Source organism: Williamsia sp. (assembly GCF_036566845.1).
Lineage (GTDB): Bacteria > Actinomycetota > Actinomycetes > Mycobacteriales > Mycobacteriaceae > Williamsia.
The window spans coordinates 1-22,340 of record NZ_DATCVM010000217.1 but is presented as its reverse complement, the minus strand read 5'-3'; the positions used below and the strand labels follow the sequence as shown (position 1 = coordinate 22,340).

Annotated in this window: 24 protein-coding genes; 8 read left to right on the top strand and 16 right to left on the bottom strand. The window is 65.4% G+C overall.

Features of this window, described 5'->3' with window-relative positions; genetic code table 11:
- Positions 1-1,354 (bottom strand): phosphomannomutase/phosphoglucomutase (locus tag VIQ49_RS20800; RefSeq protein ID WP_331888186.1); only part of this gene is annotated, 1,354 nt, incomplete at its 3' end.
- Between the two features lie 128 nt (positions 1,355-1,482).
- Between VIQ49_RS20800 and VIQ49_RS20795 the strand changes: the two genes are divergently transcribed.
- Entirely contained in the window at positions 1,483-2,697 is a 1,215-nt protein-coding gene (locus VIQ49_RS20795; protein WP_331888184.1) for a phosphatase PAP2 family protein, read from the top strand.
- Here VIQ49_RS20795 and VIQ49_RS20790 read toward each other — a convergent pair.
- The gene (locus VIQ49_RS20790; RefSeq protein ID WP_331888182.1) at positions 2,618-3,043 is read right to left on the bottom strand and encodes a DUF3499 domain-containing protein; all 426 of its coding nucleotides are present in this window, start codon (positions 3,041-3,043) and stop codon (positions 2,618-2,620) included. The genes VIQ49_RS20795 and VIQ49_RS20790 overlap by 80 nt on opposite strands.
- Positions 3,044-3,118: 75 nt before the next feature.
- Here VIQ49_RS20790 and VIQ49_RS20785 point away from each other — a divergent pair, with 75 nt between their 5' ends.
- A complete protein-coding gene (locus VIQ49_RS20785; RefSeq protein ID WP_331888180.1) occupies positions 3,119-3,625 on the top strand; it encodes a metallopeptidase family protein in 507 nt (168 codons plus the stop codon).
- Between the two features lie 237 nt (positions 3,626-3,862).
- Here VIQ49_RS20785 and VIQ49_RS20780 read toward each other — a convergent pair whose 3' ends face one another.
- Positions 3,863-4,096, bottom strand: coding sequence for a WhiB family transcriptional regulator (locus VIQ49_RS20780; RefSeq protein WP_028462746.1), 234 nt, complete (start codon positions 4,094-4,096; stop codon positions 3,863-3,865).
- Between the two features lie 663 nt (positions 4,097-4,759).
- Between VIQ49_RS20780 and cofD the strand changes: the two genes are divergently transcribed.
- The 3 genes from cofD to VIQ49_RS20765 are packed head-to-tail and all read left to right on the top strand — an operon-like array spanning position 4,760 to position 7,762.
- Positions 4,760-5,818 (top strand): 2-phospho-L-lactate transferase, encoded by a 1,059-nt coding sequence (gene cofD / locus VIQ49_RS20775; protein ID WP_331888178.1) that lies wholly within the window; start codon positions 4,760-4,762, stop codon positions 5,816-5,818.
- Positions 5,811-7,199 (top strand): coenzyme F420-0:L-glutamate ligase, encoded by a 1,389-nt coding sequence (locus VIQ49_RS20770; protein WP_331888176.1) that lies wholly within the window; start codon positions 5,811-5,813, stop codon positions 7,197-7,199. Before cofD ends, VIQ49_RS20770 begins: the two co-directional genes overlap by 8 nt.
- Positions 7,196-7,762: an NUDIX hydrolase gene (locus VIQ49_RS20765; RefSeq protein ID WP_331888174.1), complete on the top strand. Its 567-nt coding sequence runs from the start codon at positions 7,196-7,198 to the stop codon at positions 7,760-7,762. The genes VIQ49_RS20770 and VIQ49_RS20765 overlap by 4 nt, the downstream gene beginning before the upstream one ends.
- A 64-nt stretch (positions 7,763-7,826) precedes the next feature.
- Here the strand turns inward: VIQ49_RS20765 and glgC are convergent, their stop codons facing one another.
- Positions 7,827-9,044 carry a glucose-1-phosphate adenylyltransferase gene (gene glgC, locus VIQ49_RS20760; RefSeq protein WP_331888172.1) on the bottom strand — a complete coding sequence of 406 codons (1,218 nt, stop codon included), beginning with the start codon at positions 9,042-9,044 and terminating at the stop codon, positions 7,827-7,829.
- A gap of 151 nt (positions 9,045-9,195) precedes the next feature.
- Here glgC and glgA point away from each other — a divergent pair, with 151 nt between their 5' ends.
- Positions 9,196-10,365, top strand: coding sequence for a glycogen synthase (gene glgA, locus VIQ49_RS20755; RefSeq protein WP_331888170.1), 1,170 nt, complete (start codon positions 9,196-9,198; stop codon positions 10,363-10,365).
- Here the strand turns inward: glgA and VIQ49_RS20750 are convergent.
- The 11 genes from VIQ49_RS20750 to dapE form a co-directional block, all read right to left on the bottom strand.
- Complete coding sequence (locus VIQ49_RS20750) at positions 10,338-11,174, bottom strand: putative RNA methyltransferase (protein WP_331888168.1); 837 nt, start codon at positions 11,172-11,174, stop codon at positions 10,338-10,340. The two genes, glgA and VIQ49_RS20750, sit on opposite strands and share 28 nt — an antisense overlap.
- A 39-nt stretch (positions 11,175-11,213) precedes the next feature.
- Positions 11,214-11,381, bottom strand: coding sequence for a DUF3117 domain-containing protein (locus VIQ49_RS20745; RefSeq protein WP_331888166.1), 168 nt, complete (start codon positions 11,379-11,381; stop codon positions 11,214-11,216).
- Positions 11,382-11,512: 131 nt separating this feature from the next.
- Complete coding sequence (locus VIQ49_RS20740) at positions 11,513-11,833, bottom strand: DivIVA domain-containing protein (RefSeq protein ID WP_331888164.1); 321 nt, start codon at positions 11,831-11,833, stop codon at positions 11,513-11,515.
- A 21-nt stretch (positions 11,834-11,854) separates the two neighbouring features.
- On the bottom strand, positions 11,855-12,610 hold the full coding sequence (locus VIQ49_RS20735; protein WP_331888162.1) for an acetoacetate decarboxylase family protein: 756 nt from the start codon (positions 12,608-12,610) through the stop codon (positions 11,855-11,857).
- On the bottom strand, positions 12,607-13,482 hold the full coding sequence (locus tag VIQ49_RS20730) for an SDR family oxidoreductase (protein WP_331888160.1): 876 nt from the start codon (positions 13,480-13,482) through the stop codon (positions 12,607-12,609). The genes VIQ49_RS20735 and VIQ49_RS20730 overlap by 4 nt, the downstream gene beginning before the upstream one ends.
- 136 nt (positions 13,483-13,618) lie before the next feature.
- Positions 13,619-14,635 carry a glucosyl-3-phosphoglycerate synthase gene (locus VIQ49_RS20725; RefSeq protein WP_331888158.1) on the bottom strand — a complete coding sequence of 339 codons (1,017 nt, stop codon included), beginning with the start codon at positions 14,633-14,635 and terminating at the stop codon, positions 13,619-13,621.
- Positions 14,632-15,501, bottom strand: a complete 870-nt coding sequence (folP, locus tag VIQ49_RS20720) for a dihydropteroate synthase (protein WP_331888191.1) — start codon at positions 15,499-15,501, stop codon at positions 14,632-14,634. The genes VIQ49_RS20725 and folP overlap by 4 nt, the downstream gene beginning before the upstream one ends.
- 53 nt (positions 15,502-15,554) lie before the next feature.
- On the bottom strand, positions 15,555-17,300 hold the full coding sequence (locus VIQ49_RS20715) for a long-chain-acyl-CoA synthetase (RefSeq protein ID WP_331888156.1): 1,746 nt from the start codon (positions 17,298-17,300) through the stop codon (positions 15,555-15,557).
- 129 nt (positions 17,301-17,429) lie between these two features.
- Complete coding sequence (locus VIQ49_RS20710) at positions 17,430-17,969, bottom strand: TIGR00730 family Rossman fold protein (protein WP_331888154.1); 540 nt, start codon at positions 17,967-17,969, stop codon at positions 17,430-17,432.
- Positions 17,966-18,748 (bottom strand): TIGR00730 family Rossman fold protein, encoded by a 783-nt coding sequence (locus VIQ49_RS20705; protein WP_331888152.1) that lies wholly within the window; start codon positions 18,746-18,748, stop codon positions 17,966-17,968. Before VIQ49_RS20705 ends, VIQ49_RS20710 begins: the two co-directional genes overlap by 4 nt.
- Before the next feature lie 58 nt (positions 18,749-18,806).
- A complete protein-coding gene (gene dapE / locus VIQ49_RS20700; protein ID WP_331888188.1) occupies positions 18,807-19,904 on the bottom strand; it encodes a succinyl-diaminopimelate desuccinylase in 1,098 nt (365 codons plus the stop codon).
- Positions 19,905-20,007: 103 nt separating this feature from the next.
- Between dapE and VIQ49_RS20695 the strand changes: the two genes are divergently transcribed.
- Positions 20,008-20,418, top strand: a complete 411-nt coding sequence (locus VIQ49_RS20695) for a VOC family protein (RefSeq protein WP_331888150.1) — start codon at positions 20,008-20,010, stop codon at positions 20,416-20,418.
- On the opposite strand, the gene VIQ49_RS20690 is transcribed toward VIQ49_RS20695, so the two are convergent.
- Positions 20,400-21,161 carry an AraC family transcriptional regulator gene (locus VIQ49_RS20690; RefSeq protein WP_331888148.1) on the bottom strand — a complete coding sequence of 254 codons (762 nt, stop codon included), beginning with the start codon at positions 21,159-21,161 and terminating at the stop codon, positions 20,400-20,402. The two genes, VIQ49_RS20695 and VIQ49_RS20690, sit on opposite strands and share 19 nt — an antisense overlap.
- Positions 21,162-21,207: 46 nt before the next feature.
- On the opposite strand from VIQ49_RS20690, the gene dapD reads away from it, so the two are divergent.
- Complete coding sequence (gene dapD, locus VIQ49_RS20685; protein WP_331888146.1) at positions 21,208-22,158, top strand: 2,3,4,5-tetrahydropyridine-2,6-dicarboxylate N-succinyltransferase; 951 nt, start codon at positions 21,208-21,210, stop codon at positions 22,156-22,158.
- Positions 22,159-22,340 lie beyond the last annotated feature (182 nt).

The following is a 22,340-nucleotide window of genomic DNA, read 5'->3' as shown; positions in this document are numbered from 1 at the left end:
CTTCGACGTTGAGTCGCAGCAGCGGTTCGGTGTTCGACGCCCTCAGGTTGAACCATGAACCGTCGGCGAGGTCGACCGTCACCCCGTCCATCCGTGCGGTGCCGGTGATCTCGTCGCCGAAGTCCGCCAGCACCGCCGCGGTGCGCGCGGCCTGATCGTCGACGGTCGAATTGATCTCGCCGGAACTGGCATAGCGCTCATAGCGCGCCATCATCTTCGAGAGCGGCTGATCCGAGGACCCGAGAGCCGCCAGCACATGCATCGCGGCGAGCAGGCCCGAATCGGCACCCCAGAAGTCGCGGAAGTAGTAGTGCGCCGAATGCTCGCCGCCGAATACCGCGCCCGTCTCTGCCATCTGGGCCTTGATGAACGAGTGGCCAACTCTGGTCTCCAGGGGAACTCCGCCCAGTTCACGGACCAGTTCGGGAACCGCCCGCGAGGTGATCAGGTTGTGGATGACAACACTGCCCGGGTTCTTGGCGAGTTCACGCTCGGCAACCAGTGCCGTGACTGCGGACGGTGATACCGGATCGCCCAGTTCATCGACCACAAAACAGCGGTCGGCGTCGCCGTCGAAGGCCAAACCGATGTCGGCACCGGTCTCCTTCACATAGGCCTGCAGGTCCACCAAGTTCTTCGGATCGAGCGGATTCGCCTCATGGTTGGGAAACGTTCCATCGAGCTCGAAGTACAGTGAACGCACGGTGAACGCCTCGGAACCACCCAGGACCACCGGAACTGTGTGACCACCCATGCCATTGCCCGCATCGACGGCGACCGTCAAGTGCCGCAGACCGGAAAGATCGACGAGCTTGTGCAGAAACGCCGCATAGTCCTTCAATACGTCACGCTCGTCCAGCACACCTCTGGTGGTCGGAGTGCCCGCATCACCGCCGGGTCCTGCCGATTCGGTTCCCAGGCCTTCGACCAATTCACGCGAGATGGTCGCCAGGCCGCTGTCCTGGCCCACCGGCTTTGCGCCGGCCCGGCACATCTTGATCCCGTTGTAGCTCGCCGGATTGTGGCTGGCGGTGAACATCGCTCCCGGCCGGTCGAGGATTCCGGACGCGAAGTACAGCTGGTCGGTGGAGGCGAGCCCGATGAGGGTGACGTCCAACCCCTCATCCAGCGCACCGTCGGCAAACGCCTCGGCGAGTCCCGGGGACGACTCTCGCATGTCGTGTCCGACCACCACCGCCCTCTGGCCTTCGCCCTTCATCAGACGCGCGAACGAGGCTCCCACCGCACGGACGAATTCGGCACCGATCTGTTCTCCGACAAGCCCTCGAACGTCGTAGGCCTTGATGACGGCACTCACCAGCTCCTGGCTGAAGAGTTGCGCGGAACGTTCCAAGGGTTGACTCCTTCTCTGTCAGTACAGCTTCACGAACTTGCAAACACACCTGCGCGGGCGCAGCCGGTCCCTGGCGGTCAGGATTCGCCGGTGGCCCATTCGGACGACAGCGGGGTCACCGCCCAATCATGACGGAGACACAGACACCGAAGACGGACGCCCCTCCATCATCTTGGTACTCCCGACTGCGTTTTGCGGAGTTCAAGGCTGTCCGGCTCAGCGCCGAACGGTTCAATCTGGTGCTCATCCGGCGCGTGACCGTCACGATCTGGGCGCTGACGATCGTCACGTTGCTCGCCACCCGGACCATGTCGTTCGGCCGTTCGTATGTGCTTGTAGCAGTTGCGATCGGACTCGCCGCGGCATCCATCGGGCGCCGCAACGTGTTGTCGGTGATCCGTGACTGGCTGCCGTTCGGCGTACTGCTAGCGGTGTACGACTCCACGCGAGGGATGGCTGCCTTCCTCGGCATGCCCACCCAGTGGCATCTCGCCGTCGACGCCGACCGGTGGATGTTCCATGTGGTGCCCACCGTCTGGCTGCAGGAGCACCTGAAGATGGCAGAGGCACAGTGGTGGGAGGTGTTCACGAGCTTTGTGTACATGTCGTACTTCGTCGTCCCCTACGCCGTCGCAGGTTTCCTGTGGCTCCGAGACCGCGTGCAGTGGCGCCGGTTCACACTCCGCCTCATCGCGATCTTCTTCTTGGGATTGATCGGTTATGTCATGGTTCCCGCCGCTCCCCCGTGGGCCGCGGCGAAGTGCACCTCGTCCGAGGTCGCCGACGGGTCCGCATTCCCGCCGTGCATCACCACACCCGAACGGGTCGTGCCCGACAACCTGCTCGGCCCAGTGGTGCCCGAACATGACGGCGCACCCTACGTCGAGCGGATCTCCAGTCGCGGCTGGGACGTACTGCACATCGGTCCGGTGCGGGATGTGATCGAGGTCGGACAGGACAAGTCCAACCAGGTCGCCGCGATCCCCTCGTTGCACGCCGGGGTCACCGCACTGCTCGCGATGTTCATGTGGGGCCGGACCAAGGCCCTCGGACGAACCCTGTTCACCGGCTATGCCCTCGTGATGGCGTTCACCCTCGTCTACTCCGCCGAGCACTACGTCATCGACCTGATCCTGGGATGGGGTCTGGCGGCGTTTGTCATGGTGATCTGCAACTACGGCGAACAGGCCTGGTACAGGCGAAAGGGACGCGGCCCGGTGGACTCCGACTCGGCCGCCGAGATGAAACCGGCTACGACGACGATCAGTCGACGGGATCAGGCAACACTCGAAGGTGTCCACGTCGACCCGGCCGCGGGCGCGGAAGAGGCTCGGTACCGCTGACCGGTGCCTGCGCCCTGCTGATGTGGGGCGCTGCATCCGGTCCGGGGACCGAGGACACACGCGACACCAGGGAGCCGCCGGAGGCTTCGCGAACGGCCTCGGCCAACGCGGTCAGATCGTCCTCGTCTCGCGACGGTGCGGCGAATCCGCCCTCGCTGCGCAGCATCTCCCAACCGCGCGGGACCGTGATCCGGGTCGCGTGGGTATCGCACAGATCCCACGAGTGCGGTTCGGGAGTCGTCGCCAACGGCCCGACCACCGCGGTCGAATCTGAATACACAAAAGTCAGCGTTGCGACCGCCGGGTTGGCGCAGCCGGGCCTGGAACACTGACGTGGAAGCCTCACGGGTGGAAGATTATCCCGATCTCCGGGCGGGTCGAAGCAGGACACACCGCACAGACCTGCCTAGACTTGCGACTTATGGCACCCATTCGTCCTCCGCTTACTCGACCACGGCGTCGACGATCCCAGCGTGGCGTGCTCCGGATCCGAGACCGTCGCGGCCGCGGCCTGCGATCATCGCTGCTCCCAGCCCATGTGCCGGCCTGGACAAGCCGATCCCAATCGTTTGACGCGGTCGTGCTGGAGGCGTTTGCCGAAATCGACGCCCGCTGGCACGACCGGCTGATCGGTCTGGACATCGCGGTCGACGAAGTGCCCCGCATGTTGCCGCGGGATCCCGACACCGTGCAGTGGCCCGCGGAGGTCACCGCGGACGGGCCGATCCCTTTGGCGCGACTCATCCCACCGGGTATGGATGGCGACGGGCGGGCGACGAAGGCCCGGATCCTGCTGTTCCGGCGACCACTGGAGAGTCGTGCCAAGAAGGGTGCAGACCTGCTCGACCTGCTCCACGAGGTCCTCGTACAGCAGGTTGCCGCACACCTGGGCGTCGACGAAGACACAATCGACCCGCCTCCCCAGTAGGGCATGCGGGTCGCGATGTGCCGAAAGTCTTCACAAACAACTCGGGTCAGACATGTCGTCGGATCGAACATGTCATCGTGCCGAAATGCTCACAACCACCCGAGCCAGACATACCGTCGGATCGACAATATCGTCGTCCCGAAAAACAAAGTGCCGCAACAGTTGACACTGCGCGGCCTACCCCCGATGTCACCACCGTGAACGTCACCGATGATTCGGTGACCGAAATCCCCCGAACTATACGATCCCGCGCTTGATGCGCCGGCGCTCGCGCTCCGACAAGCCGCCCCAGATGCCAAACCGCTCATCCTTGTGCAGGGCGTATTCGAGGCACTCTGCGCGTACTTCGCACCCCTGGCAGATCCGCTTTGCCTCGCGGGTCGATCCGCCCTTCTCAGGGAAGAATGCCTCGGGATCGGTTTGGGCACAGAGAGCACGGTCCTGCCACTGATCCTCGACGATGTCAAACATCTCGTCGAATGCAGTGGTGACCAGGCTGAGCCGGGGACGTTCGTTCTGACGGTCTTCGGGTGCGTTCAATTGCGAATCGACTTGCGGTTCAAGGCTGTTGGTAGCCATGTGTTCCAGAGCCATCGTCCCGCCTCCTCATCTCACTCGAATTGTGCAGTTGGTCAGTCATCTTCGAACATGTGATCGATTCCCATGCCCCACAACAATTCTCGTTGTCAAAACTGGGAATGACACTGATGTGATTAGACACGGTTTCAGGGGTCCAGGTCAAGCCGCCAGGCAAATTGCTTTATCACCCCATCGCGTGATTCCCGAGTCTCGACACGGGGTTGACGGCCAAAAAGACACCCCACCCGATTCGAACAGTTCGAACACCTTCGCTCAACTGCCGACCGGACCCGCTCGATGCTACGTGCCGCCGGCGCGATGGGGGTCCGCGGTGCGCGGCTGCCCCCGATCATGCTGCGCTCGTATGATCTTTCGATCCTCACCGTCGCCCGAACGACCGACTGCCGTCGTGTCACAACGGCGCCAAGGGCCACACCACTGACCACGTGGCGGTGGCACCGGTGTCGCGAATCGAAATATTCGCGCGAGTATCCGGCAATCGAACGCCGGAGACTGCAAGAGGGCTTACGACTCGGGGCACTAGGGTGGTTGCTTGTGAAGGTGACGGTTCTTGTCGGCGGCGTCGGTGGCGCCCGGTTCTTGCAGGGTGTTCGTGAACTCCTCGGGCGCACGTCGTTCCCGGATGTGCTGGCAGAGGGTCGTCCTCCGTCGGAACACGAGGTGACCGCCGTGGTCAATGTCGGCGACGACGCCTGGATGCACGGCGTACGGATCTGTCCCGACCTCGACACCTGTATGTACACGCTCGGCGACGGCATCGACACCGACCGCGGATGGGGGCGGCGCGGGGAGACCTGGCACGCCAAAGAGGAATTGGCCGCCTACGGCGCCGACCCCGACTGGTTCGGGCTCGGTGACCGCGACCTTGCCACCCACCTGATCCGCACCCAGATGCTCGACGCGGGCTACCGACTCAGCGACATCACCGCAGCCCTGTGCCGGCGGTGGGATCCGGGCGTACGCCTGCTGCCGGCCACCGACGACCGGCACGAGACCCACGTGGTGGTCACCCGAACCAGCGTCGGGGACCCGTCGGAGCGGAACTCTGCCGACGCCTCGAGCGAGGCCGACGTGACCGAGGAGAAGGTCGCGATCCATTTCCAGGAGTGGTGGGTCCGCCACCGCGCCAAGATCACGACCCACGGCTTCGCACAGGTCGGGTCCGAGGACGCGAAGGCCGCACCCGGTGTGCTCGAGGCGATCTCCGAAGCCGACATCATTCTGTTCGCCCCGTCGAATCCGGTGGTCAGCATCGGCGCCATACTCTCGGTTCCCGGGATCCGAGGGGCGCTGCGCACCGCACAGGCTCCGGTGGTCGGCATCTCCCCCATCATCGGCACCAGCCCCTTGCGCGGAATGGCCGATGAATGCCTGTCTGTGATCGACGTGGAGACAACACCCGAGGCGGTCGGCCGGCACTACGGCGCCCGCACGGCCAACGGAGTGCTCGACGGCTGGCTCATCGCGCCCGGCGACCACGCAGACATCCCCGGGGTGAAGGTCGCCTCGGTGCCGCTGCTGATGACCGACCCGGCCGCCACCGCCCAGATGGTCCGGGACGCCTGCGATCTGGTGGGTGTCTCCCATGAATGAGCCGACGTCCGCGGATCGCGAGCCCACCGATCACGTCCCTGCCGATCACGCCTCTGCGGGCAGTATCGAGATCATCCCGATCCCGGGACTGCCCCGGTTCAAGCCGGGCGACGACCTCGCCGCGGCGCTGGCCGACGCTGCCGGATGGATCCGTGACGGGGACATCCTGGTGGTCACGAGCAAGATCATCTCGAAGGTCGAGGGCCGGATGGTCTCGGCGCCCACCGATCCCGACGAGCGGGACGCCGCGCGGAGGGCCCTCGTCGACTCCGAATCGGTCCGCGTCGTGGCGCGCAAGAACCGCACGCTGATCACCGAGAACAAACTCGGCATCGTCCAGGCGGCGTCCGGCGTCGACGGGTCGAATGTCGGCAGCGACGAATTGGCGTTGCTCCCCGTCGATCCCGACGCCAGCGCGGCGGCCCTGCGATCGGCACTGCGCGAGCGTCTCGGGGTAGACGTGGCTGTGTTGATCACAGACACGATGGGCCGGGCCTGGCGCATCGGACAGACCGACGCGGCGATCGGGGCCGCAGGAATCGCTGTCACGCACCCTTACGAGGGTTCCGAAGATGAATACGGCAACCCCCTCATCGTCACCGAGATCGCGATCGCCGACGAACTGGCCGCCGCCGCCGATCTCGTCAAGGGCAAACTCGGCGAGATCCCGGTGGCCGTGGTCCGCGGTCTGGACCCACGCGAAAATGGCACCACTGCAAGAGATCTCGTTCGGCCGGGCGAAGAAGACCTGTTCTGGCTCGGTACCGCCGAGGCGATGGAACTCGGACGCCGGCAGGCGTTGCTGATGCGACGGTCGGTGCGCGCCTTCACCGACGAGGGTGTCCCCGAGCAGATCATGCGTACGTCCTTCGCCGAGGCTCTGACCGCTCCTGCGCCGCACCACAGTCACCCCGTGCGGTTCATCTGGATCCGCGACGATGCGCGCCGGATCAAGCTGCTCGATGCGATGGCAGAGCGCTGGCGGGCACATCTGACCGCCGACGGCAAAGGCGACGACTCGATCACCAAGCGCGTTGCGCGTGGCCAATTGCTGTACACCGCACCGGAAATCGTGATCCCGGTGCTGACCGGCGACGGACGCCACGACTATCCCGATGCCGAGCGGAACGCCGCCGAGCACACCATGTTCACCGTGGCCGGCGGCGCCGCGGTTCAGGGCCTGCTGGTCGCCTTGGCGACCCGGTCGGTGGGCAGCTGCTGGGTGGGGTCGACCATCTTCGCACCCGAGCTGGTCCGCAGCGAACTCGACCTGCCGGCCGATTGGGAACCGCTGGGCGCCGTGGCCATCGGCTACCCCGCCGAACCCACCGACCAGCCGCGCCCGGCCGCGACCACCGGCTCGCTGGTGGTCGAACTGTGAGCCGGGAGTCCCTGCACGCGTCGGCCACCGACCTGCTGACCCGGTGGCAGACACCTGATCCGCATCAGGATTCGCTGCGCCACACGATCTTGGCGTTCCTCGCCGCCGCACCAGACGGGTGCCTGCGGGAATCGGCCGCCGGGCACATCACCGCGTCGACGATCGTGTTCAACACCGCACGCACCCACGTGCTCCTGACGCTGCACCCACGGGTCGGCAAGTGGATCCAGCTCGGCGGTCATTGCGAGGAAGCCGACACCACGATCACGGACGCGGCCACCCGCGAGGCCCGGGAGGAATCCGGTATCGACGAACTGGATGTCGTCGACGAATTGGTGCAGATCCACACCCATCCGATCACCTGCTCGCTGGGCGTCCCGACCCGGCACCTCGACCTGCGGTTCGCGACGTTCGCGCCGGACGGCCCGGACGGATCACTGCCCGAGTTCGTCCGGAGCAAGGAGTCGGTGGACCTGCGGTGGTGGCCGATCGACGCGCTGCCGGAGAACACCGAACACCCCGCGATCCCCGACCTGATCGCGACCGCCCTCAACCGACCCTGACGATCGATCCCGAACCGGCCCGATCACGGTCGCCCGAACATGGCTGCCGGGGCAGGCAGGGTCCTCAGACCCGGATGCCCTTGCCGATGGCCACCACTCCACCGCTGCTGAAGGCGAACCGTTCGCGGTCGCGTTGCTCGTCGACGCCGACGATCTCGCCGTCGGAGACCACAACGTTCTTGTCCAGGATGGCTTTTCGGACCACTGCGCCCTTACCGATCCGGACACCCGGCATCAGCACACTACCTTCGACGGTTGCACCGTCTTCGATGATGACGTTGGAACTGAGCACCGAGTTGCGAACCGTGGCCGCGGAGATGATGCTGCCGGACCCGACCATCGATTCCTGCGCCAGTCCGCCCTGCACGAACTTCGCCGGGGCCACCAGGTAGTCGGCGGAACCGTGGATCGGCCAGCGCCGGTTGTACAGGTTGAAGATCGGGTGCACCGACACCAGGTCCATGTGCGCGTCGTAGAAGGCGTCGAGCGTGCCGACATCGCGCCAGTACCCGCGGTCGCGGTCGGTGGCGCCGGGCACCTGGTTGTCTTTGAAGTCGTAGACAAACGCCTCGCCCCGCTCGACGAACGCCGGGATGATGTCGCCGCCCATGTCGTGGTCGGAGTCGCTGTTGTCGGCGTCGAGTTTGATGGCCTCGACGAGTGCGGCCGCGGTGAACACGTAGTTGCCCATCGATGCGAATGTGGCATCGGGATCGTCGGGGGTGCCGGGCGGATTCGCGGGCTTCTCGAGAAAGCTCGTGATCTTGCCGCTGTCATCGGAATCGATGCACCCGAATGCGGTCGCCTCATCACGCGGAACACGGATACCGGCAACCGTGCACTCGGCACCGGAGGCGATGTGCGCCTCCACCATCTGCTCCGGATCCATCCGGTACACGTGGTCGGCACCGAAGACCACGATGTACTCGGGCTGCTCGTCGTAGACCAGGTTCAGCGACTGGAAGATCGCGTCCGCGCTGCCGGTGTACCACCGCGGGCCGAGCCGCTGCTGGGCCGGGACCGGCGTGATGTATTCGCCGTTGAAGCCCGACGGCCGCCACGTCTGCGAGATGTGGCGGTCGAGGGAATGCGATTTGTACTGGGTGAGCACACACAGCCGCGAGTACCCCGCATTGACCAGGTTGCTGAGCACGAAATCGATCAGACGGTACCCACCGCCGAAGGGGACAGCCGGTTTGGCGCGGTCCATGGTCAGGGGAAAGAGTCGTTTGCCCTCTCCGCCGGCAAGAACGATCCCAAGGACGTGGCGCTGTGAAATCACCCCTTCAACCTATCCGCCCACGGAGTTCGCGGCCATAGACACGTGCAGATCTTTCGAAATCGCTTGCCCCGCCCGAAGAAACTCTCGGGCCCGACATGAACATTTCTCGCAGCGTTGGCGCGCGCCGGATCGCCGGGCTAGCGTCAAGGTCATGCGCGTGGCGATGATGACCAGGGAATATCCGCCGGAGGTCTACGGAGGGGCCGGGGTCCACGTCACCGAGCTGGTCCGCCACCTGCGGTCGCTGGCCACGGTCGACGTGCATTGCATGGGTGCCGAACGCGAGGGCGCCACCGTCCACGGCGTCGATCCGGCCCTGGTCGGAGCCAATCCGGCGATCACCACACTGTCCTCGGACCTGCGGATGGCGGTCGCCGCCGAAGGTGCCGAAGTGGCGCACTCGCATACCTGGTACACCGGCCTGGCCGGACATCTGGCTGCGCAGTTGCACGGCATACCCCATGTGCTGACGGCACATTCACTCGAGCCCAGACGACCGTGGAAGGCCGAACAGCTCGGCGGCGGCTACCGGGTGTCGAGCTGGGTCGAGAAGAACGCCATCGAGTACGCCGACGCGGTCATCGCGGTGAGTTCCGGCATGCGGATCGATGTCTGCGACGCCTATCCCCGTCTTGATCCGGAGAAGGTGCACGTGGTCCGCAACGGCATCGACACCCAGACGTGGCATCCGGTGGAGCGCGCTGGTTCGGACACCGTGCTCGCAGACCTCGGCGTCGACCCGGATCGCCCGATCGCCGCCTTTGTCGGCCGGATCACCCGGCAGAAAGGTGTCCGGCACCTGATCGCCGCGGCCCACCACATGGACCCCGATGTGCAACTCGTTCTGTGCGCGGGCGCCCCCGATACCCCCGAGATCGGTGCCGAGATCGCCGCCGCCGTGGAGCAGCTCTCCGAATCCAGGTCCGGCGTGTTCTGGGTCAGCGAGATGATGTCCACCGAGAAGATTCGCGAAATACTCTCCGCGGCAACAGTTTTTGTCTGCCCATCGATCTACGAACCCCTCGGCATCGTAAATCTCGAGGCGATGGCCTGCGGAACGGCCGTCGTCGCGTCCGATGTCGGAGGCATTCCCGAGGTGGTGCGCGACGAGATCACCGGACTGCTGGTGCATTACGACGAGGACAAGGGCCGCGACTTCGAACACGACTTGGCGAGTGCGGTGAACCGGGTGATCGCCGATCCCGATCTGGCCCGTTCGATGGGCGAGGCCGGACGCGTACGGGCGATAGCCGACTTCTCCTGGGATTCCATCGCGGAGCAGACGATGCGGATCTACGAATCCGTCTGCAAGCCGGTCTGATACACCCCGACGGTCACCGACGCGGTGACCGGCATCGGGTCGGGCAATCCGGCGAGCTTGGCATCGACCTCGGTCCTGGTGAGGTGAAACGCCGACGGACCCATCAGCACCACGTCCGCGATATCACTGTGCCCGAGTTCTACCTGGTACTCGACCAGCCTTCGATCAGTCCGGACGAAATGCCCGGACATGCTGTTGCCGATACGTTCCGTCTTGTCTTTGTCGACGCCGATCATTCCGACCTGCGCCACCAGTTCGCCCAGATGGCGAGGCGTCGGAGACACGACAACCAGGATCCCGCCGGGGCGCAGCACCCGCGCGAACTCGGAGACGTTGCGGGGAGAGAAGATCGACAGGGCAACATCGATCACCTCGTCGGCGATCGGAAAGGGCTGCCATCCGTCGGCCACGACCGCACCGATGGTGTCGGATAGTCGGCTCACCTGGCGGGCAGCAGCTTTGGAGAGATCAAGACCCACACCGCGACCACCGCCGGCATCGACCGCTGCGGAGAGATAGTGGCCGGTTCCGGCGCCGACATCGAGAATCGTTGCTGCCGGAGGACATTGCCGCGAGACGGCGGACAGTATCGGATCGAAGAATCCGCTGTCGAGGAATCGGGTTCGCGCAGCGAGCATGTCGGGGGTGTCTGAACGAAAATTGCTGCCGGCCCCGCCCAACAGGGTGACGTAACCCTGCCGAGCGAGGTCGAAGCTGTGGCCGGCCGTGCACCAGAGCGTGCGGTCGGCAAGGTCGAGCGATGCTCGACATACCGGGCAACTCAACAGATCGACCACTGCGGTCAACACGAGTGGACCGTCTCCTTCTATCGCCCTACGGCGAGCTGGTCAGGCGACCACCCCGCGCAATTCTTCACCCAAAGCGCTCGCCTCGTCCGAGGTCAGCTCGACAACCAGTCGGCCACCGCCCTCGATGGGGATGCGAACAACGATTCCTCGCCCCTCCTTGGTTGCTTCAAGGGGACCGTCCCCGGTCCGTGGCTTCATCGCCGCCATTTCTGCTCCCTTCAGATTCGCTGCCGCAGTCGGCGTCGAAGTCTGATCTTATTAGGTCGGTGCCAACATTCGTTGACACCGTACGTTTCGGTGCTGCGTGGTCCCGATCCATACTACGGATGGACGAGCGGTTATTCTCCCCGTTGTGCAGGGCTTTCGGCGTCTTCACGAGCTTGAATATCGTGCAGTGCGATCCGGAGTTCGTCGATCTCGCGGGCGAGCTTCTCCAGCGCCCAGTCGACCTCGCCGGTTTTGTAGCCGCGGGTCACCTGGACAAAGCGCAACGCGCGCACGTCTTCACCGGTGATTCCGGCACGTGGCAGACGCACGAGTGTGGTTCCGCGTTCGAGCGGGGGAAGATCCTCCGACCGGCCGAACACCAACCAGACGACGGCGAACACCACACCGATCACCACAACCATGATCAGCAGGTACAGCAGGAGTGTCAGCACCTCAACCACTATTCCAGGTCATCAGAGATGCTGCTGCGAGCCACCGCGGACCACGGCATCCTCGAAGGTCATCTCGATATGTCCCACCGACGATGTCATCAGCGCGTGCCGGCTCAACCGCAGTCCGCGTAGCTCGTCGGCGATCGGATGTGACCCGAGTTGCAGCGTCGCCCCGCCCAGCCGGGTCCGGGTGTCGCCGGTCCTGTTGAGTACCCACGGGGTCTCCCGCGTCACACCGCCGAGATACGAATACGCCCGAAGCACCGCCGTCGCATCGGAATCGGGAACCTTGAACCCGGGCCGGACCGTGAGCGCGGCAATCAATTTGCCCGCTTCACTCACCACACCGCGCTTGGTGGCGGAGGAATGGTCGACGTCGAAGTCCGCCAACGTCTTCGGAAAACCCCAGATCCCGCGCCCTGCGGCGAGTGTGAAGTCACCATCGACCGGGAGCCGGTGCACCAGAGCGCGGGCCCGCCCGGTCGCCAGCGACCGCAGATTTCCCAAAATCGTCGACTTCCCGGGCGTGTCGGGATCCTCGAGCAGTAGGCACACCCCAAACTCGTTGTACGGTCCGAGATCTCCGTCCACGTAGTCGACGAACACCAGCATGCACATGGTCCGTCCCGGCCTGACCTGCATCACCCGCAGTCCGGTGCCCGCGATCATCGCCTGTGCCGCAGGGGCAGACGCCGTGAACCCGGCCACAAAGCAACTCGCGTGGCGGATCTGGACCGGCATCTGAACCTCGGTGCCGAGCACCTCGTGCGTGGTCATGGGGCCACACCCTCCGCGGCGACCCCGGCCGTGTCGTCGGCCGCGACCACGCCACGCAATCCCTCAGCGCCGAAGAGAGGTTCGAGCATCGAACTGAAGTCGGGCCCGCGACGCAACATCTGGCCGCCGTCGACGTTGATCACCTGCCCGGTGATCCACGTCGACTCCGCGCCGAGCAGGAACAGTGCCAGTCCGGCAATGTCCTCGACCTCACCGACCCGCTGCAGTGGCGTGCTGATCCGGTAGTCCTCGCTGAGCGCCGGATCCTGCGTGATGAGCCCGACGAGTTCAGTTCGCGTCAGACCCGGGCGGATGCCGTTGACGCGAATGTTGCTCGCGCCCAGTTCGTCTGCTGCCAGTGCCACCAGATGATCGACCCCGGACTTCGTGACGCCGTAGGCACCGAACCATCGGTGCGTGTTGCTCGCAGCGATCGACGAGATCGCGACGATGGAACCACCACCGCCCCGAACCAGTTCGCGCGCACCGTGTTTGATGGTGAACATCGTGCCGTTCAGATTGAGGTCGACGGTGCGTTTCCAGGCCTCTGTGTCCATCTGGGTGATCGGCCCGATGGTCTCGCTGCCGCCCGCGCAGGCGACGATCCCATCGAGTCGCCCGGTCCGTCCGGTCGCTGCCGCCACCGCTGCGGCAACCTGATCCTCGACGGTGATGTCGGCGACGTGAGCGAACACGGCGCCGGGACCGGGGCCCGCGTTGAGCTCTGCGGCGACGCCCTCGAGCCGCTCGGCGCCGCGACCGATGATCGTGACCTGTGCGCCCCGCTCGCACAGCAGGGCCGCTATCCCCTTCCCGATTCCACTGCCACCACCGGTGACCAGAACTGACTTACCCGCCATCGAATCCGACATCGACCAACTCTCCCCGTAGAACTAGAACGTGTTCTAGCTACGTTAGCTGGCCTCCTGCCCAGACGCGCCAGATATACGAAGACGAGCCACGTATTCGTGGCTCGTCTTCGCAAAATGGCTCGTGTGGTGCGCAGTGCTATGAGGCTCGACGACTCCGGGCAGGTACCTGCGGCCGGAGCGTGTTCATCGCCGGCCGATCTGTCAGGTAGACGTCGGTGGTCTTCGGGATGAACGTGCCATCGGGCTGGATCTTGAACTGGGTGAGCCCCACACCGGAATCGACGATCCCGCAGCGGCCCATCAGCGTCCCGACGATCTGACGGCTCATCACGCCGAGTTCGACCAGCGGACGGTTGCGGTGTGTCCGGACACCGAGGTTCACCTGGCCGATACCCGCCATGCCGTATCGGTCGTAGGTGTCGACCAGCAGCCCGATCTCCACGCCGTATCCCGGCGCGAAGGGCACCGCACACAGCAACTCGCGGGTACCCGCATACTCGCCGCCCAGCGGCTGCAGCACCGCGGTCAGTTCGGGCTTGAACGAGGCAAGGAGCGGACGGGCGACAAGCTCGGTGACCCGGCCACCGCCATTGGCGTCCTCGCTCGCCCCGGTCCGCAGCGGACGACGGTAGAACCCCTTCACCAGCTGGATCTCGGAGTTGATGAGCAGCGGCCCGAGCAGCTTGGGGACGAACATCGGATCCGGATCGATCAGATCGGAGTCGACGAAGGCGATGAGGTCACCCGTGGTCGCGGCCAGCGAACGCCAGAGCACTTCGCCCTTGCCACGGACCGGTTCGATCTCCGGAACCGCCTCTTCCCGGCTGACCACCCGCGCGCCTGCCGCGGTCGCCCGCTCGGCGGTGGCGTCGGTCGAGCCCGAGTCCAGAACGATCAGCTCATCGACGAGGGTGCCGAGCAGCGGACGGATCGAGGCGATCACGTCTGCGACGGTGTCCTCTTCGTTCAATGCCGGCAGGACAACCGACACCGTGCGGCCGTCCTTCGCCGCAACGAGTTCCTCGACTGTCCAGTCAGGACGGTCCCAACTGTGGTCGGCGGCCCAACGGGCCGAGGGTGAGTCCTGTGGTGCCGACGCGATCGGCGCCCACGTACGTTCGGTTCTTCCAGTGACTTGCTTCCCAGCGGTCATGCCAAACCCCTTACTGTTCGGGCAGGTGGTCTGGTGCCGACTATCGCGGCCACCATGTCTACCACCCTTCGTGTGGCGGCTACCTCGTGGACGCGAAACACCCGAGCCCCCGAGGAGGCTGCAAGTGCCGTCGCGGCCAGAGTCCCCTCCAACCGATCTTCCAGGCCTACACCCAGAGTCTCCCCTACAAAATCCTTGTTGCTCAGCGCCATCAGCACTGGCCAGCCGGTATTAACCAGAACGTCTATCTGACGTAACAAAGTCAGCCCGTGATGGGTATTTTTTCCGAAATCATGAGTGGGATCGATCACGATCGAGTCGCGTCGCACGCCGGCCGCGAGCGCTCGATCAGCCGCGCCGGTGACCTCTGCGAGGACATCGGCGACCACATCCGGATAACGGACGCGGTGCGGCCGGGTGCGCGGAACCGCTCCGCCGGTGTGCGAGCAGACGATGCCCACCGACAGTTCCGCCGCCACAGACACCAGCTCCGGGTCGGCCCCGGCCCAGGTGTCGTTGATGAGGTCCGCACCCGCTGCGACGGCCTCACGGGCCACGTCGGCCCGCCAGGTGTCGACACTGATGATGAGATCGGGATGGCGATCGCGAATCCACGCGATCAGCGGCAGCACCCGCCGAATTTCTTCGGCCGCGTCCACGAGGTCACCGGGACCGGCCTTGACTCCCCCGATGTCGACGATGTCGGCTCCCTCGGCAACCACCTGATCGACCCGGGACTTCGCCGCGTCGTCGGAGAAACTTGCCCCGCGGTCGTAGAACGAGTCTGGTGTGCGGTTGACGATGGCCATGACCAGGGCGCGATCGGTGGCGACCGGACGCCCGCACAATGTGTTGCTCACCTGCATCCCGACGACCCCGGACACGTCCGGACCCGCCCCGGTTTCACCGGTGCGCACGCCTAGCCTTTGGGTACTTTCGCTCCTGCGACGTCATTTGGATAGTCATCGTAGAACTTGACGTACCCGTCGCCGCTACCGGTCAGAACATAGAGATCGTCATCTCCGACGTCGGTGAATCCCTGTTCGCGGAGCTCCACCTTCAGGTTCTTGAAGGTCGAGGTATGCGCGAGTTCGGACACCACCCGAACGAACAACGGGATGGCGTACACCGGCAGTTCGTCGTACAGGTGGACTGCCAACCCCTTGGGGTCGAACTCCGCGCCTTCACCGAGCGTGACGGCAGCCATGCCGGCCTTGCCGTCGGCGCCGGGGATCTCGACGCCGTAGACCACGACGTCGTCGATGGTGTCGGCGCCACCGAACGCGCCCTCGACCTCGGTGGTGGCCACGTTCTCGCCCTTCCAGCGGAAGGTGTCGCCGAGACGGTCGACGAACGCGATGTGACTCATCCCCAGGTCGCGCACCAGGTCGCCGGAGTTGAACCAGCGATCACCGGACTTGAAGGCGTCGGTGATGATCTTCTTCTTCGACGCCTCGTCATCGGTGTAGCCGTCGAAGGGAACCTTGGAAGAGATCTCCGAGATCAGCAGGCCCGCTTCGCCTTTCGCCACTTTGGTCAGCTTGCCCTGCGCGTCACGCCGGGGTTCACCGGAGTCATGGTCGTACGCGACGATCTTGAACGGCAGCGGACAGAATCCCGCCGTCCGGTCGATGTTGAAGACATTGATGAAGGCCAAGTTCAGTTCCGAGGCACCATAGAACTCGACCACACGCTCGATCTTGAACCGCGTTGCGAACTCGTCCCAGATCTCGGCGCGCATCCCGTTGCCGACGATGGTCTTGATCCCATTGGTGGCGTCGGAAGGTTTTTCGGGCTGGGCCAACAGGTACCGGCACAATTCGCCGATGTAGCAGAACGCGGTGGCCCGGTTGAGCGCAACGTCGTCCCAGAACCGGGAGGCGGAGAACGACTTGCCGATGGCCACGCAGGCACCCGAGGCCAGCACCGACGACAGCGAGACCGTCAGCGCGTTGTTGTGATAGAGCGGCAGGGCCGAATACATGGTGTCGGTGTGCCGCAGTCGGACCCCCATGCCACCGATGCCATCCATGCTTGTCATCCAGCGGTAGTGCGACATGATGCTGGCCTTCGGCATCCCGGTGGTGCCGGAGGTGAAGATGTAGAAGGCCTTCGTTGACGCCGGGAGCCCGGCGGTGACCTCGGGGTTGCGCTCGCTCAAACCCTCGGACTGTTCGTCGAGTTCGACGAAGTCGACTGTGACGGAAGGCAGTTGCGACTTGTCGATCGAATCCAGCGCCTCCTTCGCCTGCGGGTCGACCACAAGCACCGATGCATCCAGGATTCCGATGCTGTAGGACAACACGTGCCCGCGCTGGTTGTAATTCAGCATCCCGGCGATCGCACCGAGTTTCACCGTCGCCAGCATCACCATCAACGTCTGAGGATGGTTCTTGGCCAGGATCCCGACGACGTCGCCGACACCGACACCGTTGCGGGTGAGGTAGTCGGCGTAACGATTGATCTGCCGATTGGCCTCACCGTAGGTGACCGACTTGCCCTCGAAGCGGATGAAGGGGCGCTCCGGGTGCTTGGCGACCAATTTGTTGAAGACCGACCCGATGTTGCCCTTTGCCTTCGGTCGCCGCAGGACCAGTCCCGGTGCGTGCCGGATGACGCCCGGAAGATCCGGGACTATCGCCAAAGCCCCCTTCGCGACGTCCATCAGTCCAACACTCGTCCGGTTTTCCCTGGCCACATAAGCTCCGATGCTCGTGATTCGTCTGGGCCCAACTATTGAGATGCTCGTCGAACAATCACGGTAAGGCCCCCCGCCGGATCAGGTTACCGACATTCACAGATAAACGGCACACCGCGCGAGCGCCTCTTTGACCGTGGTGGTCCGCACCAGCCGGTCCAACGCCGACGTCGACACGAACCCGGTCCCGGTCAACGTCTGCAGCCAGTCGAGCAACGGTGCGTAGTGACCTTCGGGGTCGAGTAGAACCACCGGCTTGCGATGCATGCCCAGGTAGCCCGCAGTCCATGTCTCGAACAACTCTTCCAGCGTTCCGATGCCGCCGGGCAGCGTGATGAAGGCGTCGGCCTTGTCCTCCATCAGTTGCTTACGTTGGCGCATCGTATCGGTGATCACCAGCTCATCGGCATCGAGGTCCGCAACTTCCCTCTGCACCAACGCCTTTGGGATGATCCCGATGGTATGCCCACCGGCCGCGCGGGTCGCGTGGGCGATCGCACCCATCATCGAGACATTGCCGCCGCCGGAGACCAGGGTGTGCCCGCCGGCACCGATCGCGGTCCCGAGTTCGGTCGCCAGCTCGAGGTGTTGGTCGGCCACCGGTCCGGATGCGCAGTACACGCAGATCGCGGTCATGCCCCCGACCCCCCTTCGGACTGCGAGAGCCGGTGCGCCTCGTCCTGCCGCTGCCGCGACGCCTTGACGATGTCGACCGCTTCGGCGACGGAGTCGGTCACCTGCAACAGGTCGACGTCGGCCGGCGACACAAAGCCCTGCTCGGTCAGCGTCCCCTTGATCCAGTCGAGCAGCGGACCCCAGAACTCGGTGCCCAGCAACACGATCGGGAACTGCGTGACCTTGCGGGTCTGCACCAGTGTCAGTGCCTCGAACAGCTCATCGAGGGTGCCGAAACCACCCGGCAGGCAGATGAAGGCCTCCGCATACTTCACGAACATCGTCTTGCGGACGAAGAAGTACCGGAAGTTGACGCCGAGGTCGACCCACTGGTTCAGTTCCTGCTCGAACGGGAGCTCGATGCCCAAACCGATGGACTGCCCGCCGCTCTCGCAGGCCCCCCGGTTCACCGCTTCCATCAGACCGGGCCCGCCGCCGGTGATCACCGGATACCCGGCGGCGGCGAGCGCGGCACCGAGTTCCCGGCCCAGGTTGTAGTACGGGGTGTCGCGCGCCGTGCGGGCCGACCCGAACACGGTGACGGCCGGCGCCACCCTGGACATGTTGTCGAAACCCTCGACGAACTCGGACTGGATCCGCAGCACGCGCCACGGATCCCTGGCCGAGTCCGCCGACCTGAGCAGACGCTGGTCGGTGGTCTGGATCGGCGCCGTCTGGTCTTCACGGATCCGAGCCGCTCCGCGGTAGTTGAGCCGGGTGTCGCGATCGTGTTGTGCCATGGGAAGACGCTAGCAATGTGCAATCCGGAGCGTGGGACAGCCAAGCTCAGCCGTCCGGTCAGGCGAGCAGATACCTCCGCAAGATGTCCGTCACCTCGGTGATCTGTGTGGTGGGCACCCGCTCGTCACGCTTGTGCGCCAGGTTCGGGTCACCGGGCCCTAGATTGACCGCCGGAATGCCCAGCGCCGAGAAGCGTGAGACGTCGGTCCATCCGTACTTGGCCCGGAACAGGCCACCGGCCGCGGCCACCAGCTGCGCCGCCGCCGGATTCGACAAACCGGGCAATGCACCCCCGGCCGAGTCGGTGACCTCGAACGTGACGTCGCCGGAATCGATTGCGGCAGAGAAGACTTCCCGGACGTGCGCGGTGGCCTGCTCCACCGAACGGTCGGGGGCAAAGCGGAAGTTGACGTCCACGCTCGCCGCGTCGGGCACCACGTTGCCGGCCACACCGCCGTCGATCCGGACCGCGGACAGACCCTCACGGTATTCACAGCCGTCGATGTCGACCCGGCGCGGGGTGTAGTCGGCCATGGTCTGCAGCACCGAACCGAGTTTGTGAATTGCGTTGTCCCCCAGCCACGAACGCGCCGAATGCGCCCGGGTGCCCGCTGAGGTCAATCGTACGCGCAGGGTCCCCTGGCAGCCGGCCTCGATCTGGCCGGCGGTCGGCTCACCCAGGATCGCGACGTCGCCCCGCAGCCACTCCGGGAGTTCGCGTTCGATGAACCCCAACCCGTTGTACTTGGCGGCGATCTCCTCGCAGTCGTAGAAGATCAAGGTGAGATCGGCGGTCGGTTCGTCCAGTGTGGCCGCCAGATGCAGGAAGACCGCGTCACCGGACTTCATGTCCACGGTTCCGCAGCCGTGGAGCACGTCGCCCTCGGGACTGTCGCGCTCACGCCGGCTCGGCACATTGTCGGCGATCGGCACGGTGTCGAGATGTCCGGCCAGGATCACCCTGCGGCCCAGGCCGCGGTTGGTGCGCGCCAACACGCGGTTGCCGTGGCGCAGGATCTCGAATCCGGTGGTCTGCGCCCGCAGCGCCGCCTCCACGGCATCGGCGATGGCGGCCTCGTCATGGCTTTCGCTGGCGATGTCGACAAGCGCTGCCGTCAAGTCGATCGGGTCGGCGCGCAGGTCCAGAGCGGTGATGGTCACGGTGACCACGGTAGTCGCCGACGGCACGCCGGCACGAGTTTCCCCGATGGCCGAAATGTTCATGACCGGACTCTCGGGCAGCTATAAAGTCGTGGCAATGACGTCCTCCACATCCCCCACGCCCACACTCAACGCCATCTCCATCGTCGTCGATGACATGGCGGCGTCGCTGGCGTTCTACCGCGCCTGCGGTCTGGAATTCCCCGACGACGCCGACACCGCACCGCACGCCGAAACCACCGCTGCCGGCGGATTCCGGATCCTCTTCGACACCGCAGCCAGCCTCGCGGCATTCAACAAGGACTGGTCACCCGCGCCGGGCGGACAACGCATTTCACTGGCCTTCGAATGCGCGACCACCGCCGACGTGGACGCCAGGTATGCCGCGTTGACCACGGCCGGCCACGTCGGAGAGCTCGAACCCTTCGATGCCTTCTGGGGACAGCGGTACGCAACCGTCAAAGACCCGAATGGCAACGGCATCGACTTCTACGCCGCGCTGGGCTGACCCGCGAACTCCGTCGGCGAGCGTTGCGTCACCGACCGGAACTCCCGGAACATGTGGGCGTAGTCCGCGTATCCACACAGGTGGGCGGTGTCCGACGGGGCGGCGCCGCCCCGTAGCCGTCCGATGGCGCTGTTGACCCGCAGGATCCGCTGCAGGGATTTGGCGCCGTACCCGTAGTGCTGCCGCGACCATCGCTGCAGCTGCCGAGGGCTCGCGCTGACCTCACGAGCCACGTCGGCGACCGAAGTGCCCCTGACCAGGAGCGCCGTCGCCGGCCGCAACCACCGCGGCGGCGGCATCGAGACAAGTCGCGCCGCCGCGTGGCGTTGCAATTCGGCTGCCGGATCGGCGGATTCTGCCACCTGCAACTGTAGGCGGCGTGCCGGCCCGGCTCCGGCGATGTCGGCCAGATCGATCCGGCGATTGACCAATTCGTCTGCGGCACAGCCGAGAACAAGCGGTGCGATCCCCGGGTCGAAGCGAAGCGCAACCATCTCTGGGGCACCCGAGGCGATCACCGGAGACGTGTCCGGACCGGCGACGAGCAACCCGTCGGGTGTCCAGATCAGATCCATGCAGCCGTCGGGCAGGATCTCTGATCGCCCACCGCCGCCGGTTTTCGACCACACGGTGGCCGGGACCAGCCTCGACCGTCGCTCGGAATAGGACACCGCACCAACTCCGCTGCGCTGCGTCTCCGCCACTCCTGGTCGAGCTCCGCTGCGCTGCGTCTCCGTCGACATGTGCTCCATTGTCCCTGGTGAAACTCTCCCGCGTAAACTCCTGCCCGTGACCAACGCATCTGGAGCCTCCGCAATCGGCATCGCCACCATCACCGACTCGGGCGCTGTGCTCGACACCTGGTACCCGTCCCCCGAGCTGGGTGAGCAGACGACGGCCGGGACCACCGAACTCGCCGCCGACGAGACGCCCGCCGAACTGACCTCGCTGATCGGCACCGACACCGACCGCGGTGTTCGCACCGTCGCCGTGCGCACGTCCATCGTGCTCGCCGACGCCCCCGCCGACGCCCATGACGCCTACCTCCGTCTGCACCTGCTGTCCCACCGGCTGGTGATCCCGCACGGCCTCAACATGGACGGCGTGTTCGGGAAGCTGTCGAACGTGGTGTGGACCAACTTCGGTCCCTGCGCGGTCGAGGGCTTCGAGCTGACCCGCGCCAAGCTCAAGGCCCGTGGCCAGGTGACCGTCAACGGCATCGACAAGTTCCCACGGATGGTGGATTACGTTGTGCCGAGCGGTGTCCGGATCGCCGACGCCGGCCGCGTCCGTCTCGGCGCCCACCTCGCCGAGGGCACCACCGTCATGCACGAGGGCTTTGTGAACTTCAACGCCGGCACGCTGGGCTCGTCGATGATCGAGGGCCGCATCTCGGCCGGTGTCATCGTCGGCGACGGCTCCGACGTCGGCGGCGGTGCCTCCACCATGGGCACCCTCTCCGGCGGTGGCAAAGAGATCATCTCGCTGGGCAAGCGCTGCCTGCTCGGCGCCAACTCCGGCTGCGGCATCGCACTCGGCGACGACTGCGTCATCGAAGCCGGCCTCTACGTCACCGCGGGCAGCAAGGTCACCGGCCCGGATGGGACGGTCATCAAGGCCCGCGAGTTGTCCGGCAAGAGCAACCTGCTGTTCCGCCGCAACAGCACCACCGGCGCGGTCGAGGTCGTGCCGTGGAAGGGCGACGGCATCGAGCTCAACGCCGTCCTGCACGCGAACTGATCGCCGGGCCGGCGCGTCGCCAGGCCGGGTCGTCGAACATGTGAACATGCACCGCCCACCAGCAATTCTCGAATTGCCGGTGGGCGGTGCCGATTCAGACGGATGGGCGATCAGCTAGCCGCCACCGCCTCCCCCGCATCCACCACCACCGCCACCTCCGCCACCGCAACTGCTGCCACCGC